This is a genomic window from Rhabdothermincola sp., assembly GCF_036846205.1.
Taxonomy (GTDB): Bacteria; Actinomycetota; Acidimicrobiia; order Acidimicrobiales; family Acidimicrobilacustridaceae; genus Rhabdothermincola.
The window spans coordinates 1-15192 of sequence record NZ_DAIUCK010000032.1 but is presented as its reverse complement, the minus strand read 5'-3'; the positions used below and the strand labels follow the sequence as shown (position 1 = coordinate 15192).

General features: G+C 71.5%; 16 protein-coding genes and 1 pseudogene. 9 read left to right on the top strand and 8 right to left on the bottom strand.

The window, feature by feature from the left end; all coding sequences use genetic code 11:
- Positions 1-27: 27 nt before the first annotated feature.
- Genes V7004_RS06675 through V7004_RS06665 form a run of 3 tightly spaced genes read right to left on the bottom strand, consistent with a single transcriptional unit; the run spans position 28 to position 3139 of the window.
- The gene (locus tag V7004_RS06675) at positions 28-942 is read right to left on the bottom strand and encodes a type II secretion system F family protein (protein WP_334142909.1); all 915 of its coding nucleotides are present in this window, start codon (positions 940-942) and stop codon (positions 28-30) included.
- On the bottom strand, positions 939-1841 hold the full coding sequence (locus tag V7004_RS06670; RefSeq protein WP_334142908.1) for a type II secretion system F family protein: 903 nt from the start codon (positions 1839-1841) through the stop codon (positions 939-941). Before V7004_RS06670 ends, V7004_RS06675 begins: the two co-directional genes overlap by 4 nt.
- Positions 1826-3139 carry a CpaF family protein gene (locus V7004_RS06665; RefSeq protein ID WP_334142906.1) on the bottom strand — a complete coding sequence of 438 codons (1314 nt, stop codon included), beginning with the start codon at positions 3137-3139 and terminating at the stop codon, positions 1826-1828. The genes V7004_RS06670 and V7004_RS06665 overlap by 16 nt, the downstream gene beginning before the upstream one ends.
- Before the next feature lie 203 nt (positions 3140-3342).
- Here V7004_RS06665 and V7004_RS06660 point away from each other — a divergent pair, with 203 nt between their 5' ends.
- Positions 3343-4152, top strand: coding sequence for a crotonase/enoyl-CoA hydratase family protein (locus V7004_RS06660; protein WP_334142905.1), 810 nt, complete (start codon positions 3343-3345; stop codon positions 4150-4152).
- Positions 4153-4272: 120 nt separating this feature from the next.
- On the opposite strand, the gene V7004_RS06655 is transcribed toward V7004_RS06660, so the two are convergent.
- Positions 4273-5562 (bottom strand): hypothetical protein, encoded by a 1290-nt coding sequence (locus V7004_RS06655; RefSeq protein WP_334142904.1) that lies wholly within the window; start codon positions 5560-5562, stop codon positions 4273-4275.
- Between the two features lie 15 nt (positions 5563-5577).
- Positions 5578-6234: an SAF domain-containing protein gene (locus V7004_RS06650; protein WP_334142902.1), complete on the bottom strand. Its 657-nt coding sequence runs from the start codon at positions 6232-6234 to the stop codon at positions 5578-5580.
- Positions 6235-6541: 307 nt separating this feature from the next.
- Here V7004_RS06650 and V7004_RS06645 point away from each other — a divergent pair, with 307 nt between their 5' ends.
- Positions 6542-6829 (top strand): helix-turn-helix domain-containing protein, encoded by a 288-nt coding sequence (locus V7004_RS06645; RefSeq protein WP_334142901.1) that lies wholly within the window; start codon positions 6542-6544, stop codon positions 6827-6829.
- Here V7004_RS06645 and V7004_RS06640 read toward each other — a convergent pair.
- The gene (locus V7004_RS06640) at positions 6778-7350 is read right to left on the bottom strand and encodes a hypothetical protein (RefSeq protein ID WP_334142900.1); all 573 of its coding nucleotides are present in this window, start codon (positions 7348-7350) and stop codon (positions 6778-6780) included. The two genes, V7004_RS06645 and V7004_RS06640, sit on opposite strands and share 52 nt — an antisense overlap.
- 109 nt (positions 7351-7459) lie before the next feature.
- On the opposite strand from V7004_RS06640, the gene V7004_RS06635 reads away from it, so the two are divergent.
- From V7004_RS06635 to V7004_RS06615, 5 genes are all read left to right on the top strand, one after another.
- Positions 7460-8416 carry a PhoH family protein gene (locus V7004_RS06635; RefSeq protein WP_334142899.1) on the top strand — a complete coding sequence of 319 codons (957 nt, stop codon included), beginning with the start codon at positions 7460-7462 and terminating at the stop codon, positions 8414-8416.
- A 31-nt stretch (positions 8417-8447) separates the two neighbouring features.
- Positions 8448-9011, top strand: a complete 564-nt coding sequence (ybeY, locus tag V7004_RS06630) for an rRNA maturation RNase YbeY (protein WP_334142898.1) — start codon at positions 8448-8450, stop codon at positions 9009-9011.
- On the top strand, positions 9008-10309 hold the full coding sequence (locus V7004_RS06625) for a hemolysin family protein (RefSeq protein WP_334142897.1): 1302 nt from the start codon (positions 9008-9010) through the stop codon (positions 10307-10309). Before ybeY ends, V7004_RS06625 begins: the two co-directional genes overlap by 4 nt.
- Positions 10306-11145, top strand: coding sequence for a GTPase Era (gene era / locus V7004_RS06620; protein ID WP_334142896.1), 840 nt, complete (start codon positions 10306-10308; stop codon positions 11143-11145). Before V7004_RS06625 ends, era begins: the two co-directional genes overlap by 4 nt.
- Positions 11146-11255: 110 nt before the next feature.
- On the top strand, positions 11256-11483 hold the full coding sequence (locus V7004_RS06615) for a hypothetical protein (protein WP_334142895.1): 228 nt from the start codon (positions 11256-11258) through the stop codon (positions 11481-11483).
- A gap of 25 nt (positions 11484-11508) precedes the next feature.
- Here V7004_RS06615 and V7004_RS06610 read toward each other — a convergent pair whose 3' ends face one another.
- Positions 11509-13422, bottom strand: a complete 1914-nt coding sequence (locus V7004_RS06610; RefSeq protein ID WP_334142894.1) for an ATP-dependent DNA helicase — start codon at positions 13420-13422, stop codon at positions 11509-11511.
- Positions 13423-13454: 32 nt separating this feature from the next.
- On the opposite strand from V7004_RS06610, the gene uppS reads away from it, so the two are divergent.
- Together uppS and recO are read left to right on the top strand one after the other, a co-directional pair.
- Positions 13455-14219, top strand: a complete 765-nt coding sequence (gene uppS, locus V7004_RS06605) for a polyprenyl diphosphate synthase (RefSeq protein ID WP_442968019.1) — start codon at positions 13455-13457, stop codon at positions 14217-14219.
- The gene (gene recO, locus V7004_RS06600) at positions 14216-14932 is read left to right on the top strand and encodes a DNA repair protein RecO (RefSeq protein ID WP_334142891.1); all 717 of its coding nucleotides are present in this window, start codon (positions 14216-14218) and stop codon (positions 14930-14932) included. Before uppS ends, recO begins: the two co-directional genes overlap by 4 nt.
- An 18-nt stretch (positions 14933-14950) precedes the next feature.
- Here the strand turns inward: recO and V7004_RS06595 are convergent.
- Positions 14951-15192 (bottom strand): annotated as a pseudogene (locus V7004_RS06595) (hypothetical protein); the annotation flags it as partial.

Genomic DNA, 15192 nt, shown 5'->3' with positions numbered 1-15192 from the left:
TCTGCGGTCGATCCCTGATCCGTCCGCTCAGCCGGTGGTGAACAGCCGCATGGCTTCGACGAACGGGACCGTCAGGAACAGCACGCCGGGAACGAGGGTGGCCACGGTCACCGGGATCCACACCTGTTGCGCACGCCGCTCGACGGCCTCGATCAACTCCCGGTGCGCATCACGGCGGATGGTCCGGGCCTCCTCGGTGATGAGCCGGCCGAGGTCGCCGCCGTCGCGGTTGAGTGACAGCACGCCGACGAGCCGGGTCACGGCGTCGACACCGGCCAGCGCCGCCCATTCGTCGAGCGCCTCGATCTCGCCGAGGCCCTGGCGGATCCGACCGCACACCCGGGCCAGGTCGCGGGCGCAGCAGCCCTGGCCCCGGTCGGCCAGCCGGTTGAGCGCCGCGCCGAGCGAGTAGCCGGCCGAGAGGAGCATGCCGAGTTGTTCGCTCACGACCGGCAGCTCGTGGAAGAGCCGCCGCTGCCATCGCTGCGAAGCGGTGATCGCCTGCTGCTCGAGGATCAGGAAGGTGAGCAGCGGCGCCCCGAGGATGAACAGCACGGCCGGTGCGGCGGGCATGCTCGTGGCCAGCGCCAGCGCGCTGCCGGCGGTGAACGCGGCGAGGGACCAGCCGAGTTGGCGGGCCCGGAAGGCGGCGACGTCGAGGGGAGAGTGGGTCCGTTCGAGGCGCACCGCGAGCTCCTCGCTCACCCCGAACAGCCGCGAGAGTTGCCCGGCGACGTCGTGGAGGAGCGGTTCGAGGACCTCCCGGAGGTTGCGGAGGGACGAGACCCTGGTGCCCGGCGCGGTGGTGGTCGCCCCCTGCCCGGGCGCATAGGTGCGGAGCCGCTCCGCCAGCGCCACCCGGCGGAACCAGCGGAGCTGGGAGAGGAGCAGGGTCGCGCCGGTCCAGCCCGCCAGCCCGCAGAGCAGTACCGTCCGGCTCATCGGTCGAAGACCCGTTCGCTCTCGGGGAGCCGCATGATCTGGCCCGCCCACAGCCAGCAGGCGATCACCATGCCGAGCGCGACCACCACCAGGAGCTGGCCGGTCGGCGTCGCGTAGGCGTCGCGCCCGTTTCCCACCGAGAGGCCGGCGAAGGCCATGCCGAGCGGGACGATCAGTACGAACCGGCGGGCGAAGCGCACCCCGGCCTGCCGGGCTCGGGCGTCCTTGCGGTACTGCAGCTCCGCCCGGCGGTCCGCGGCGAGGTCGTCGAGGCGCTGGTCGAGGTCAGCGCCCCCGATCTCGTGCGCGGTCAGCAACGTCTCGCAGACCACGTCGGCGGTCGGGTCGTCGAGTCGGTGCTTGAGCACGCCAAGGGTGCGCTCGAAGTCGGTGGAGATGCGCCACTCGCGATGGGCTGCCTCGAACGCGTCACGCATCCCCGGTGGAGTGTTGCGGCCAGCCTCGAAGAGCGCTTGAGGGACGGAGCGGCCGACCGAGCCGGTGAGGATGCGGATCTCGTCGATGAGCCGGGGCCAGGCGTCCTGGGCCGCGGCCCGACGGTTCCGGTTGCGCTGGCGGTGCGCGGCGAAGGGGAAGCTCGCTGCGAACGAACCGGTGACGAGTGCCGGGGCCGGACCTCCGAACACCATGAACGCCAGCGCGGCACCGATCGCGAACAGCAGCGCCGCCACCGCGAGCACGTCGCGCCCGGAGAGCCCCGCGAGCCCGGCGCGGTCGAGGCCGCGACGGACACGCAGGCGAAGTCCTTCCCGGTGGTCTCGGACGGAGCGGTCCGTGAGCCGCAATCCACGCCGACCGAAGGCGGCGCGGGTGAAGAGGAGGTGCACGCCGAACGCGGCGGACATGGCGAGGAGCAGACCGGTCAGAACTGCCTCCATTCACTTGGCGACTGATCGTTCAACGAGGCGACCACGTCGGCGCCGATCGCGTCGAAGAGCCGACCGACCCGGACCGGCACGTTGCCGGTCCACACCAGTGGATGGTCGTAGCCCCGGCGGGAGAAGAGCTCGGTCACGGTGAACTGCGTGGCATCCGCGGCCGTCACCGGGTCCTCGACAGCCACGACCTCCATCACCCGCGGCCCGTCGGGGCCCCGGACCGAGTGGACGACGAGATCCACCGCTTCGCTCACCAGTGCATTGAGGGCACTCATCGGTAGCTCGGATGCCGCGTCGCTGAGCTGGGCGATGAACCGGAGGCGGCTGAGGGCCTGGCGGGCGGAGCCGGCGTGGATGGTGGTGAAGCCCTTGACCCCGGAGGAGAGGGTCAGTAGCAACGGCAGGGCCTCCCGATCGCGGACCTCACCCACGATGGCGACGTCCGGGGCCATGCGGAGGAACCCGGCCACCAGCCGGCGGAGGTCCACCGCTGGCCGGTCGGAGCGCGCCGCACGGGTCTGCATGCTGGCCACGTTCGGCAATGGCACGTCGGCTTCGAAGACCTCTTCCGCGATGACCACCCGTAGGGAGGGGTCGAGCTCTGCCGCGCAGCACGACAGCAGCGTGGTCTTGCCCGAGCCTGGCGCGCCGGCGAACACGGTCGAGCAGCCGGCGCGCACCGCGGCGGCGAGGAAGCGGGCGACGTGTGCGCTGAGGGTGTCGCGCTCGACCAGCTCCTGGAGGCTGCGGAACGGCACGCCGGTGAACTTGCGGATGTTCACCATGGTGTGGCCACCGCGGCTCAGGTCGCCGTGGACGATGTGCAAGCGGGCGCCGTCATCGAGCTGCGCGTCCTGCAGGCCCTCGCTCGGGTCGAGCTTGCGGTGGCTGGACGAGGCGTCATCGAGGATCTTGGTGAGGATGCGGGTGACGTGCTCGTCGTCGTGGAAGACCTCGTGGTGGTACCCGCTCGGGCCCCGATGGCGCTTCACGAAGATCTGGTCCGGGGCGTTGATCATGATCTCCCACACGTCGTCGTCCGCCAGCAACGGGGTCAGCGGGCCGTAGCGGGCCAGGTTCCGGAACGCCCGCTCGGCGATCAGCTCCGGGGAGGCGAGCGGGTGCGGCCGCAGCCCCCGCCGGTGATCGAGCTCCCAGCGCTGCACCTCGTCGTCGATCAGCGCTTGCAGTGCGGCGTCGTCGTCCGGCCCGGACATGCCCAGCGCCATGTCCTTGGCCCGCGCCTGCACGGCGCGCTCGATCTCGATGAGGGGCGTGGGCTCGTCGACCGCCGTCATTGTCGCTCCGCCGAGTTGAGGGGCGCAGCGAACCTACGACGGCGGCCGGGTGGTGGTCTGCATGACATCGGCCACAAGCAGCACAGAAGGTGGTCACGCGCGCGCGGGAATGTGCTCACGGACCACCTTGCCGCCAGCCGCGGCCGATCTGACTACCTTTCAGGTTCGCTCGACCCGCCTCGAACGCACCGGAAAGGACCGACGTGAGCGAACCAGCAGTGCTCGTGGACCGCGACGGCCACGTCGTCACGGTCACTCTCAACCGCCCTGACAAGCGCAACGCCTTCAATGCCGAGGTGCTGTGCCGGCTCTGTGACGCCTGGGACCTGATCGACGGCGACGACGACGTCCGGGTGGCCATACTCACCGGCGCCGGGGGGAACTTCTCGGCGGGGGCCGATCTCGACCGCCTCGTGGGGGCCCTGCTGTCGGGCAAGCCCACCGAGAACGAGTTCGAGGAGCGCATCAAGGCCGACTTCAACCTGATCTTCAAGGGCTTCCTGAAGGACTACGTGCTCACCAAGCCGATCATCGGAGCGGTCGAGGGGTACTGCTACGCGGGAGGCACCGAGATCCTGCAGGCCCTCGACATCCGGGTGGTGGCCGAGAGCGCCCAGATCGCCATCACCGAGGTCCAGCGGGGGCTGTTCCCCATGTCGGGCTCCACCGTGCGCCTGCCTCGGCAGATCCCCTACACCCTGGCGATGGAGATGTTGCTGGTGGGCGAGCCGATCAGCGCTCGGCGGGCCTACGAGATCGGTCTGGTGGGCCACGTGGTGCCCGACGGGCAGGCACTCACCCGGGCCCGGGAGCTCGCGGACCGCATCGCCGCCAACGGGCCGCTCGCGGTCAAGGGGATCAAGCAGTCGGTGATCGCCAGCCAGTGCCTCCCGGAGAAGGAGGCGTTCGTGAAGGAGATGGAGATCGGCATGGCGGTCATGTCGAGCGAGGACGCTCGCGAGGGTCCCAAGGCGTTCCTCGAGAAGCGCACGCCCGATTTCAAGGGTCGCTGAGCACCCGGCGCTCCCGTCCATCTCCCGAACTGTTCACGGATCCGCGGCGTCCGACCGCGGATCCATGAACAGTTCGCAAGGTGAGCGGGAACCGTTCGCAAGGTGAGCGGCCAGGAGCGCTCAGGCGGGCGACCAGGCGCCGAGCGAGCCGGGGACCACGCGCTGGGGGTCCGCGGCGGTTGGCGGTTCGACCCGGTCCAGCAGGGCTCGCATCGCCTCGCCGATCGGCCTGGTGAACGATGCTGGCAGCGGGTCGGCGGCCCGCATGAGGTCGTCGAGCCCTCGGCGGTCCGGGACGAACAAGGGGGAGCACAGCTGGGCGGCGTCGGGGCCGAGCGGGGCGGCCAGCTCGGCCACCGCCCGTGCGAGCTCTGCCCGGAGCCTGCCCTGGCGGGGAGCACGGTTGACCACCGGCAGGATGCGCCGTGCCGCGACCCCGTGCCGGAAGAGCGCGTCGAGATGGCGAACCAGCCGGTGGAGGCCCACGAGCGTGGGCTGGCAGGTCACGGCGACCACGTCCGCGTGCGCGGTGGCGGTGCGCGCCAGGCGGTTGCGGTCCTCGATGTCGAGCGAGCCGCAGTCATCCTGACCCTCGAGGTCGGCCTCGACGTCCGCGACCACCACCTGGTAGGTGCACAGGAGGCTGTCGAGCGCGGCGGCGGTCGCCCGTGGCCGTAGGGCCGACCAGTCCCGGTGCCGCCGCAGCCCGAGCAGGAGGTCGTAGCCCCGGTCAGGCAGGGCGAAGGTCAGCGCCTGCACGTCATCAGCCGCCGGTCGACCGCTGCGATGGGCTTCGACCAGCTCCTGGAGGCCCGGCACGACATCACCCACGTCGTGCAGCATCGCCAGGTCGGCGTCGAGGGCGAGGTCCGCGAGCAGCACCCGGCCCCCGTAGCGGGCATCGACGGCGAACGCCTGGGCTGTGGCCATGGCCAGCGTCGACGTGCCCGCCCCGCCGGCGCCGAGCAGGACGACGAGATGCCCCCTCCAGCTTCCGGTCGCCTCAGGGTGGCCGGTCAGGTCGATGGTGTCGGCCAGGCGCTGCACCGGTTGCGCGTGATCCCGGAGGGCTGCCATGAGCATTCTTCGATCGAGCGGTTCGGGGAGCACGGCTGACACCCCGATGGCAGCCAGATCCCGGCGGGGCATGCCGTCGTCGACGGCGAGCACGGCACACCCCTGGGCCCGGGCGGACTCGACCAGGTCACGGTCGAGCGCCGGCAGTGCGCCGTCGACCAGCAGGGCCGAGAAGGCGCGACCCGACGCGAGCCGCGCTCGCACCTCCTCGGGTGAGACGCACTTCACGAACTCCACCGGGATGGCACCGGCGGTCGCCCAGCGGCTGACCTCGGTGAACCAGGTGGAGCGGACCCGGGCCAAGCCGAGCACGACGAACTGGTCAGCGTCCACGGCTGCGTCGCCCGCTCACCGAGCGGTGTCAGGAGTGCCGCTGGAGGCCGGCCCGGGGGCGCGGTACTGGCTGGGTAGCGGGCGGCTGGCGCGAGTGGCTCGGACCAGCGTGATCGAGCCCACCTCGGCCGCGTGCGTCACCCGGAGCACCTCGTCCGGGTCCTGCAGGGCGAGGGTGACCACCACCGTCCCGGCAGAGCCGATCGTGCCCCCTGAGCCGTCGTCGACGGCGGTCACCCCGGCGCTGCGGGCTACCACCAGGGTGTACGCGGCATCTCCCGTGCCGTAGGTGGCCAGCACATCGACCGTCTCGCCCCGCCGGAGCTCGCCGTTGAGGGCTCGGTCGCGATCGATGGGCAGCGAGAACTCGTGCCCGCCGTCGAACCCCGCGGCCTGGTCGGCGGGAAGCACCGCCGAGCGCAGCACCAGGTCCCCGGGTCCCAGGGGGGCGAGGGCCACCGCCCCATCGAGCTCGGACGCGGATTCGTACACTCGCGCCGCCTGTTGCTCAGGTAGCTCCATGGGCTCGAGCCCGAGGGCGTCCGCGGTGATCGGCCCACCCGGATCGACGCTCCTGGTGGCCACGACGTAGCGGGTGGTCGGCGGACCGCCCGCCTGCCGGTAGGCGGCGAAGACCCCGACCGCCGCGACCGTCACCAGCAGCCCGCCCACGAGCGCTCGGCTGCTCGGCAGGCTCGTTCGCCGGACGATCCGCTGCCGACTCGTGCGCTCGGCATCTCCAGTCGCCCGCCCTCTGGACATCTCACCTCCGCCTCGTCGGGAAACCGGCAGAACGTACGATGGCTCCCTCTCCTGGGCTACATGACCTCCGCCACATCGATGACATCCCGTGGCCCCATGAACACATGCAGCGACGATCTCCGTCGCTGCCGACCCCGAAGGCCGACTCGCGGGCCGGCGACGCGGGAAAGCCACTGAAAGGGTCACAAAGGACCCGAGAGTGCTAGCGTGACCCGTAATGGCTGGGCAGGACGACCGACGCGGGGGCACCGAGCGCGGAGCAGGCGAGATCCGCTGGCTGAGCACGGCCGAGGCCGCGTCACGCCTCGGCATCACCGCACGCACGCTCTACCGGTTCATCGACGAGGGCCAGCTCCCCGCCTATCGCTTCGGCCGCGTCATCCGGCTCAAGGCCAACGAGGTCGACGACTTCATCGAGTCCTGTCGCATCGAGCCGGGCACCCTCGAGCACCTCTACCCCGAGTCGAGCAGCGAGACCTCCGCCACCGACGCCAGAGCGAGATAGGCCCACCCCAGCTCACCGGCCACGGTGAGCGTCACCAGGTCCCGCCCCACCGCCGCGATCTCACCGACCACTGCAACGCTGGCACCCGCCGTCCAGACCGCCACCTCCTGCCCACTGGCCGCGAGTCCGGCCAGGGCGTCGCCGAGGCTGGTCAGCGAGGGCGGCTCACGATCGCCGGTGACCGGACCGTCGCCCGGCGGAGGACGGAGCACGGCGATGGCGTCGAGCGCGACCAGCACGTCGGGCCCACCCGCGGGGCGGAGCACGAGGAAATCGTGCCCGATCACCGCCACGGTTCCCCGGTGCCGGCGACCCGACTGCAGCTCGACGAGCACCGGACGACCCCGCTCGGCGAGATCCGTCAGCGCGCCGCGCCACGTGGCGTCCTCCGCGGCCTGGCGGGCCAGCCACCCGGTGCGTGCTCGTTCCCCGATCACTCGGTCAGCGCTGACCTCGGCCAGCCACCGGTCGAACGGATCGGGGGGTCCCGGCCGGAGGGGATCGTGCTCCGCTGGGCTCACGGGTGCGGCAGGCTAGCGAAGCTGCCGCTGGGCTTCGGCCTGGGCAGGCACCTCGACGGCGGCGGGGTGCGGCAGCGGGGGCTGACTGGCCGTACGCTGGATGGCGCACATGGCAGACACGCAGGTCAAGATCAACGTCCCCGGCAACCACCTCATGGTCGGTCTGCTGGGCACCCGGGACGAGCTGCTGCGACTCGTCGAGACCGCTTTCCCTGGTGCCACCGTGCACGTGCGGGGCAACGAGATCACCGTCGACGGCGAGCACGCCGAGCAGGTGGGCCGGCTCTTCGAAGAGCTCGTCGTGCTGCTCCAACAGGGCCACGTGCTCGAGCCCGCCGGGGTTCTGCGCAGCATCGACATGGTGAAGGCGGACGAGCGCCCCTCGGAGGTGCTGGCCGCGGAAGTCCTTCGCTCGGCCCGGGGGCGCAGCGTGCGACCCAAGACCAGCGGTCAGCGCCGCTACATCGACGCCATCCGCGCCAACATCGTGACCTTCGCCATCGGCCCCGCGGGCACCGGCAAGAGCTGGCTGGCGGTGGCCATGGCGGTCCAGGCCCTCCAGACCAAGCAGGTCGACCGGATCATCCTCACCCGCCCCGCCGTCGAGGCCGGTGAGCGCCTGGGTTTCCTCCCCGGCGATCTCATGGCGAAGGTCGACCCGTACCTCCGCCCGCTCTACGACGCGCTCTACGACATGGTCGAGCCGGAAGGGGCCCAGCGGCTGCTCGAGCGGGGCACGGTCGAGGTGGCTCCGCTCGCCTTCATGCGGGGCCGCACCCTCAACGACAGCTTCATCATCCTCGACGAGGCCCAGAACACCACCCCCGAGCAGATGAAGATGTTCCTGACCCGCATCGGCTTCGGCTCGAAGGCGGTCATCACCGGTGACGTGACCCAGGTCGACGTGCAGGGCGGTCGCAGCGGCCTCGCGGGGTTGGAGGAGGTGTTGGGCGGGATCGAGGGTCTGGCGTTCGTGCACCTGTCGAGCCGCGACGTGGTCCGCCACCGGATCGTCCAGGACATCGTCAACGCGTACGCCGCGGCCCGGCCCCGGGGCGATGGCTGAGGGGCCTCCGAGTCGCCAGACCCCTCGCCGGGTGGGCCCGGACGAGGGGTCGGTCACGGTGTTCCTCGCCGATGAGCGTGGTGAGCACAGCGGCGAGCCGCCGATCGACGCCTCTCGCTGGATCGCCCTCGCCGAGCGGGTCCTGGCGGAGGAGGGCGTGCGGGGCGAGGCCGCGCTGTGGGTGCTGGTCGTCGACGAGACCACCATGGCGCAGCTCAACCAGCAGTTCATGGGGGCCTCCGGTCCGACCGACGTGCTGGCCTTCCCCATCGACTTCGCCGACGCGGCGCGGCTCGAGCCCGGTCGGGCGCCCGACGGGGGCGGGGAGGGCCCCTCGCGGCCGGAGCGGAGCCCCGATGACGTGCCGCTCATGCTCGGCGACGTGGTCATCTGCCCCGCGGTCGCCGCTCGGAACGCGCCCGAGCACGCCGGCAGCGTGGACGACGAGCTCGCGCTCCTGCTGGTCCACGGCATCCTCCATCTACTGGGATACGACCACGCCGCCGACGAGGAACGCGAGACCATGCAGGCTCGCGAGCGGGAGCTGCTGGAGCGGTTTCACGGCGGGCTCGGCCGCGACCCGTGGGGACCATGACGCTGGCCGTCGAGCTGACCGGAGCTGACACGGCGATGATCGCCGCGATCGTGGTCCTGCTGTTGATCTCGATGTTGCTGGCCGTGGCGGAGACCGGGCTCACCCGGATGTCGCGATCCAAGGCCCAGGCCCTGGCCGAAGAGGGTCGTCCGGGTGCTGACCGCCTGCTTGCCCTGGTGCGCCATCCCGAGCGGTTCCTCAACCCGGTGCTCCTCGCGGTGCTGGTCTGCCAGCTCGTCCAGGCCACCCTGACCGGTATCGTCGCCGATCGCCTGTTCGGACCAGTCGGGGTGGCCGTCGCCATGTTCTTCAACGTCGTGGTGGTGTTCGTCCTCGCCGAGGCCGCGCCCAAGACGTGGGCCATCCAGCATCCGGAGCGGGCCGCGCTGCTCTCGGCCCGTCCGATTTCGGCGCTGGTCGCGTTCTGGCCGCTCAGGGTCCTGTCGCGAGCGCTGATCGGACTGACGAACGTGATCCTGCCCGGCAAGGGGCTCAAGGAGGGCCCGTTCGTGTCGACCGAGGAGCTGCTCGCGATGGCCGACGCGGCCGTCGAGGAGGAGGTGATCGAGGCCGAAGAGCGCCAGCTCATCGAGCAGATCATCGAGTTCGGCGACACCATCGTGCGGGAGGTGATGGTGCCCCGGCCCGACATGGTGGCCGTGCCGGCGGAGCTGCGGGTCCCGGACGTGATGGAGGTGGTGCTGCTCAACGGCTACAGCCGCCTGCCGGTCTTCCAGGAATCCATCGACGACATCGTGGGCATCGTCTACGCCAAGGACCTCATGCGCGCCGATCGCGACGGGCAGGCTGACCGCGAGGTCGGCTCGCTGGTGAGACCCGCGCACTTCGTGCCCGAGACCAAGCGCATCGCCGAGCTGCTCGCGGAGATGCAGGCCGAGCAGTACCACATGGCGATCGTGGTCGATGAGTACGGCGGCACCGCGGGGCTGGTGACCTTGGAGGACCTCATCGAGGAGCTGGTGGGCGAGATCGTCGACGAGTTCGACCGGGAGGAGCCCATGATCGAGCCTCTCGCGTCCGGCGGGGTGCGGGTGAACGCGCGCATGGCGGTCGACGAGGTCAACGACCTCCTGCATGCGGACCTGCCCGAGGGCGACTGGGACTCCATCGGTGGGCTGCTGCTGCACCTGTTGGGTCACATCCCGGTGAACGGCGAGTGCGCGCAGGCCGACGGGTTCACCTTGCGGGCCGAGCGGGTGCAGGGACGGCGCATCGGGCGGGTGCGCATCGAGCCCATTCCGGCCGCTGTCGAGCCGACCGAGCGGGCCGAGACGTGAGATCAGGGTTCGTGACCCTGGTGGGCCGGCCGAATGTCGGCAAGTCCACGCTGCTCAACCGGATGCTCGGCACCAAGGTGTCGATCGTGTCCGACAAGCCGCAGACCACTCGCACCCAGGTGCGCGGGGTGCTCAACCGGCCCGGCGCGCAGATCGTGTTCGTCGACACTCCCGGCATCCACAAGCCGCGCACCCCGCTCGGCGAGCGGCTCAACCTCACGGCCACCGCCGCGATCGGCGACGTCGACGTGGTGTGCCTGGTGGTCGACGCCACGGCGACGATCGGACCGGGCGACCGGTTCATCGCCGCACGGGCCCCGGCGGACGCGGTCGTGGTGGTGAACAAGATCGACGTCGCCAGCCCCGACCAGGTGATCGCGCAGCTGGCCCGGGCCGCGGAGCAGCTCGACCTGTCTGAGTACTTCCCGGTGTCGGCGCGCACGGGTGTCGGGGTCGACGCGCTCGTCGACCATCTGGTGGAGCGCCTGCCGGAGGGGCCCCAGTACTACCCCGATGGCATGGTCACTGACGTGCCGGAGGCGTTCTGGGTGGCCGAGCTGGTCCGCGAACAGTTGCTGGCGGCCACCCACGACGAGCTCCCGCACTCGATCGCCACCCGGGTGGTCGAGTGGGAGTGGCCCCGGATCCGGGTGGAGATCCTGGTCGAGCGCGACTCCCAGAAGGGCATCGTGATCGGCCGGGGCGGGTCCGTGCTCAAGAAGGTGGGCACCGAGGTGCGCAAGCAGCTCCCCCCGGGGGCCTACCTGGAGCTGTTCGTGAAGGTCGAGAAGGACTGGCAGCGCCGTGACCGGGCCCTCGACCGGCTGGGGTTCTGACCGGCCACCGGCGCCGATTCGACACCGGAGGGCAGAATCGAGCTAGTTTGACGCGAAATCGCAAGACTTCCTGCAGTCATCTGCAGTGACGAACCTCTAGCTTCGGACTCATGCCTGACGAACGCCGCGCCATTCACGCTTATCTGACTGCAGACAGCCACGACACCTGGCATCGGGTGGCCGAGGAGTCGGGAGTCAGCCTCTCGGGGCTGCTCGAGGCCCTCGCCGCCGACATGTCCGCGAACCCCCCTGACGGGGGTGGCCATCCTCGCTGGAACGAGGTGGTGAAGGACGCGCGGCGCATCGACGCTCAACGTCGCCGCCGCAGCCGCACCTGAACCACGCGGCGGACTTCACAACCGGTCACCGCCGGTCGCCGGGCGTGTCGAGCGCTCGGAGGAAGCGCTCCGCCTCCGCTCGATCGCGGGTTCGCCGCATCGGGGGCAGTGCGCGGATGATGTCCCACCGGTAGCGCTGGTTGGTGGCCAGACGCGGGTCGAGCACCGCCACCACCCCCCGATCGCGGCGCGACCGGATCAGCCTCCCCGCACCCTGGGCGAGCAGGGTGATCGCCCGTGGCAGGTCGACGACTCGGAAGGCGTCCCCCCGCGCCCGTTCCCGCCGCGCCTGCAGGAGTGGCTCGTCGGGGCGGGGGAACGGGATGCGGTCGATCGTGACCAGGTTGAGCGACGGTCCGGGTACGTCGATGCCCTGCCAGAACCCCATGGTGGCGAACAGGCAGGTGGCCGGATCGGTGGCGAACCGCTCGATCAGCAGGGGCTTGGGGAGCTCGTCCTGCACGAGCAGCGGATGGGCGATGCGCGGCCGCAGGGCGTCCAGCGCGGCGTGCATGGCCCGGTAGCTGGTGAACAGCGCGAGGGTGCGTCCCCCCGCGGCCTCGATGAGCGCCGCCAGCTCCTCGTGGGCCGCGGCGTCGAACGCCTCCGAGCGGGGGTCGGGGAGCCCCGCGGCACAGTACAGCAGGGCCTGCTCCTCGTAGTCGAAGGGGCTGCCCACATCGAGCTCGTCGTAGGTGCCGGGGTCCAGCCCGATCCGCGCCGGCAGACCGACGGGGATGGTGGCGCTGGTGAGCACCACGGTGGTGCGAGGCCACAGGCTGGCCCGCAGCACGTCACCCACGTCGACAGGTGCGACCTTGAGTGCCACGGCGCGCTCGTCGCCCTCGACCCAGGCGACGTCGCTCGGTGGGACGGCGAGCGCGCCGGCCAGGTCGTCGGCCAGCGATCCGGCGGCCGTGAGGGCCCGCTGCTTGCGAGCAGCCACGTCGATGGACCGGTCGACGTCGATCGCTCGGAGGGCCTCGATCACCCGCTCGACCCGGGTACGGGCCAGGGTCAGCGCGTCGGACAACCCCGGGTCGAGCGGGCCCCTCAGGCGCCGTCCGGTGTGCTCGGCGAGCGCGGTGCGGAGCCGGTCGCCGGACCCCTCGAGATCCGCGACGAGCTGCTCGTCATCGACGATGGCCCGCACCGCCCGGGCCAGGGCGGTGAACCGCCCTGCGGTCAGCTCCAGCCCCGAGGTGGCGGAGATGGTGTCCTCGAGCTGGTGCGCCTCGTCGATCACCACGATCTCATGGTCGGGCAGCACCCCACCGCCGCTGGCCAGGTGCAGCCCGTAGAGGTGGGTGTTCACCACCACCACGTCGGCCGCGGCAGCCGCGGCTCGGGCCCGCTCGGCGAAGCAGCGCTCGCCTTGCGGGCAGCGGCGGGCACCGGGGCACTCGCGGGGGCCGACGCTCAGCGCGGCCCACACCCTCGGCGCGGGCTCCCAGTCCAGATCAGCCCGATCGCCCGTGGGCGTCTCCTCCGCCCAGGCCGCAAGGCGAGCCACCTCGCCGGGCGGGAGCGCCTGGTCGGCGTCGAAGCCGTCGAGGGCCTGCTGGCGTCCGCGGGATTCGGGCTCGCGGGTCGCCTCGGCCAGGCGTTGCCGGCACAGGTAGTTGGCCCGCCCCTTCAGGATCGCGAACGAGAAGGGACGCTCGAGGTGCTCGGCCAGGAACGGCAGGTCCTTGCCGGCGAGCTGGTCCTGCAGCGCCTTCGTGGCCGTGGCGATCACCACCCGCCGACCGCTCTCGATGGCCGGGACCAGGTAGGCGAGCGACTTGCCGGTGCCGGTGCCGGCTTGCACGATCAGGTGCCGCTCGGCGTCGAGCGCGCCCGCGACCGCCCGAGCCATCCCCAGCTGGCCCGGGCGGCGCTCGCTCCCGGGCAGCGCGGCGGTGACGCGGTGCAGCACGTCGTCGATGGTCCGCGGCACCTCCTGATCCTCGCGCGGTGACCCGGCGCGGCATGCCGGGACCGGTGGAGGGCGGGGGGTATCGTGCCCGCGTGGACGTTCCCGGTATCGACGCACGCGCCGTTCCGGCGCACGTCGCCATCGTGATGGACGGGAACGGCCGGTGGGCGCAGCGTCGGGGCCTCAAGCGCACCGAAGGGCACGCTGCTGGCGAGGAGGCCCTGTTCGACACGGTCGAGGGCGCGCTGGAGCTGGGCATCGGCTGGCTCACCGTCTATGCCTTCTCCACCGAGAACTGGAAGCGTCCCGCCGACGAGGTGCGCTACCTCATGAAGTTCAACGAGTCGCTCCTCGTGCGTCGCCGGGACGAGATGCACGAGCGCGGGGTGCGCATGCGGTTCGTGGGTCGGCGTGACTGGCGGGTGCCCCGCCGGCTGATCCGGCGCATGGACGAAGCCATCGAACTCACCCGGCACAACCGCACCATGACGTTCACGATCGCGTTCAACTACGGCGGTCGGGCGGAGATCGTCGATGCGGTGCGGGCGATCGTGGCCGAGGGTGTTGCCCCCGAGAAGGTCGACGAGCGCACGATCCGCCGCCACCTCTACGACCCGGAGATGCCCGATCCGGACCTCATGATCCGCACCTCCGGGGAGTACCGCATCTCGAACTATCTGCTGTGGGAGATCGCCTACAGCGAGCTGGTGTTCACCGACGTGCTGTGGCCGGACTTCCGCCGCGAGCACCTCTTCGACGCGGTGCGTGAGTACCAGCGGCGGGAGCGCCGCTTCGGGGGCATCGAGGCGGGGAGGTGAACCTCTACCGCGACACCGCGGTGGTGCTGCGCACCTACAAGCTGGGCGAGGCCGACCGCATCGTCGTGCTCATGACCCGGGGTCGGGGCAAGGTGCGCGCGGTGGCCAAGGGGGTCCGCAAGACCAGGAGCAAGTTCGGGGCCCGGCTGGAACCCACCAGCCACGTGGCGATGCAGCTCTACCAGGGGCGGGAGCTCGACATTGTCACCCAGGCGGAGTCCATCGACCACTTCCGGTCGATCCGTGACGATCTGGATCGCATCGCCAAGGCCTCGGCGATGCTGGAGGCGGTCGACCAGCTCGCCCAGGAGGGAGAGCCGAACCCGCAGCTGTACCAGATGCTGCTCGGCGCGCTGCGGTCGCTGGCCGCGCAGGACCCCCCCCTGGTGGTGCCGGCGTTCTTCCTGAAGGCGTTGGCCCTCGAGGGGTACCGGCCGGTGGTGGAGCACTGCGCGAACTGCGGTTCCGAGGGCCCGCTGGTGGCGTTCGACCTGGGCGAGGGCGGGCTGCTCTGCCAGGGGTGCCGGCGGGGCCGAGCCGTGTCAGCGGAAGCGGTGGCGCTGCTCAAGCAGGTGCTCGGCGGGCAGCTCGGCGCGGCGCTCGCCGCCGCACCGTCGGCGGCCACGTACGAGATCCACCACCTCGCCACCCGGGCGCTCGAGCATCATCTTGAACGCCACCTGCGCTCGATCACGCTGCTCGACCGGGCCTGAACCTCCGGGCGGGACGGGTCAGGCCAGGGGCTTCCACTCCCCGGCGGCGTCGTCGTAGGTCAGCCAGCGCTGGCCGTCGGGATCCCACTGCACGTAGGCGTTGCGCTGGGCATCCCACTGGGGGCCGGACACGCCGGGCTGCGGGCCCTCGCCGGGTGACGCCGGCGCAGCGGGCGCCTCGGGTGCCTCGGATGCCTCGGATTTCTCGGATGCCTCGGGCACCGGCTCACCCGGGGCGGCCCAGCCGGACGGCTCCGCGG

Coding starts and splice junctions, on each gene's coding strand:
- V7004_RS06675 (WP_334142909.1), bottom strand. CDS start 942: ATGAGCCGGACGGTACTGCTCTGCGGGCTGGCGGGCTGGACCGGCGCG.
- uppS (WP_442968019.1), top strand. CDS start 13,455: ATGCCGGGACCGGTGGAGGGCGGGGGGTATCGTGCCCGCGTGGACGTT.
- V7004_RS06635 (WP_334142899.1), top strand. CDS start 7,460: ATGGCAGACACGCAGGTCAAGATCAACGTCCCCGGCAACCACCTCATG.
- V7004_RS06625 (WP_334142897.1), top strand. CDS start 9,008: ATGACGCTGGCCGTCGAGCTGACCGGAGCTGACACGGCGATGATCGCC.
- V7004_RS06670 (WP_334142908.1), bottom strand. CDS start 1,841: ATGGAGGCAGTTCTGACCGGTCTGCTCCTCGCCATGTCCGCCGCGTTC.
- V7004_RS06615 (WP_334142895.1), top strand. CDS start 11,256: ATGCCTGACGAACGCCGCGCCATTCACGCTTATCTGACTGCAGACAGC.
- V7004_RS06665 (WP_334142906.1), bottom strand. CDS start 3,139: ATGACGGCGGTCGACGAGCCCACGCCCCTCATCGAGATCGAGCGCGCC.
- V7004_RS06645 (WP_334142901.1), top strand. CDS start 6,542: ATGGCTGGGCAGGACGACCGACGCGGGGGCACCGAGCGCGGAGCAGGC.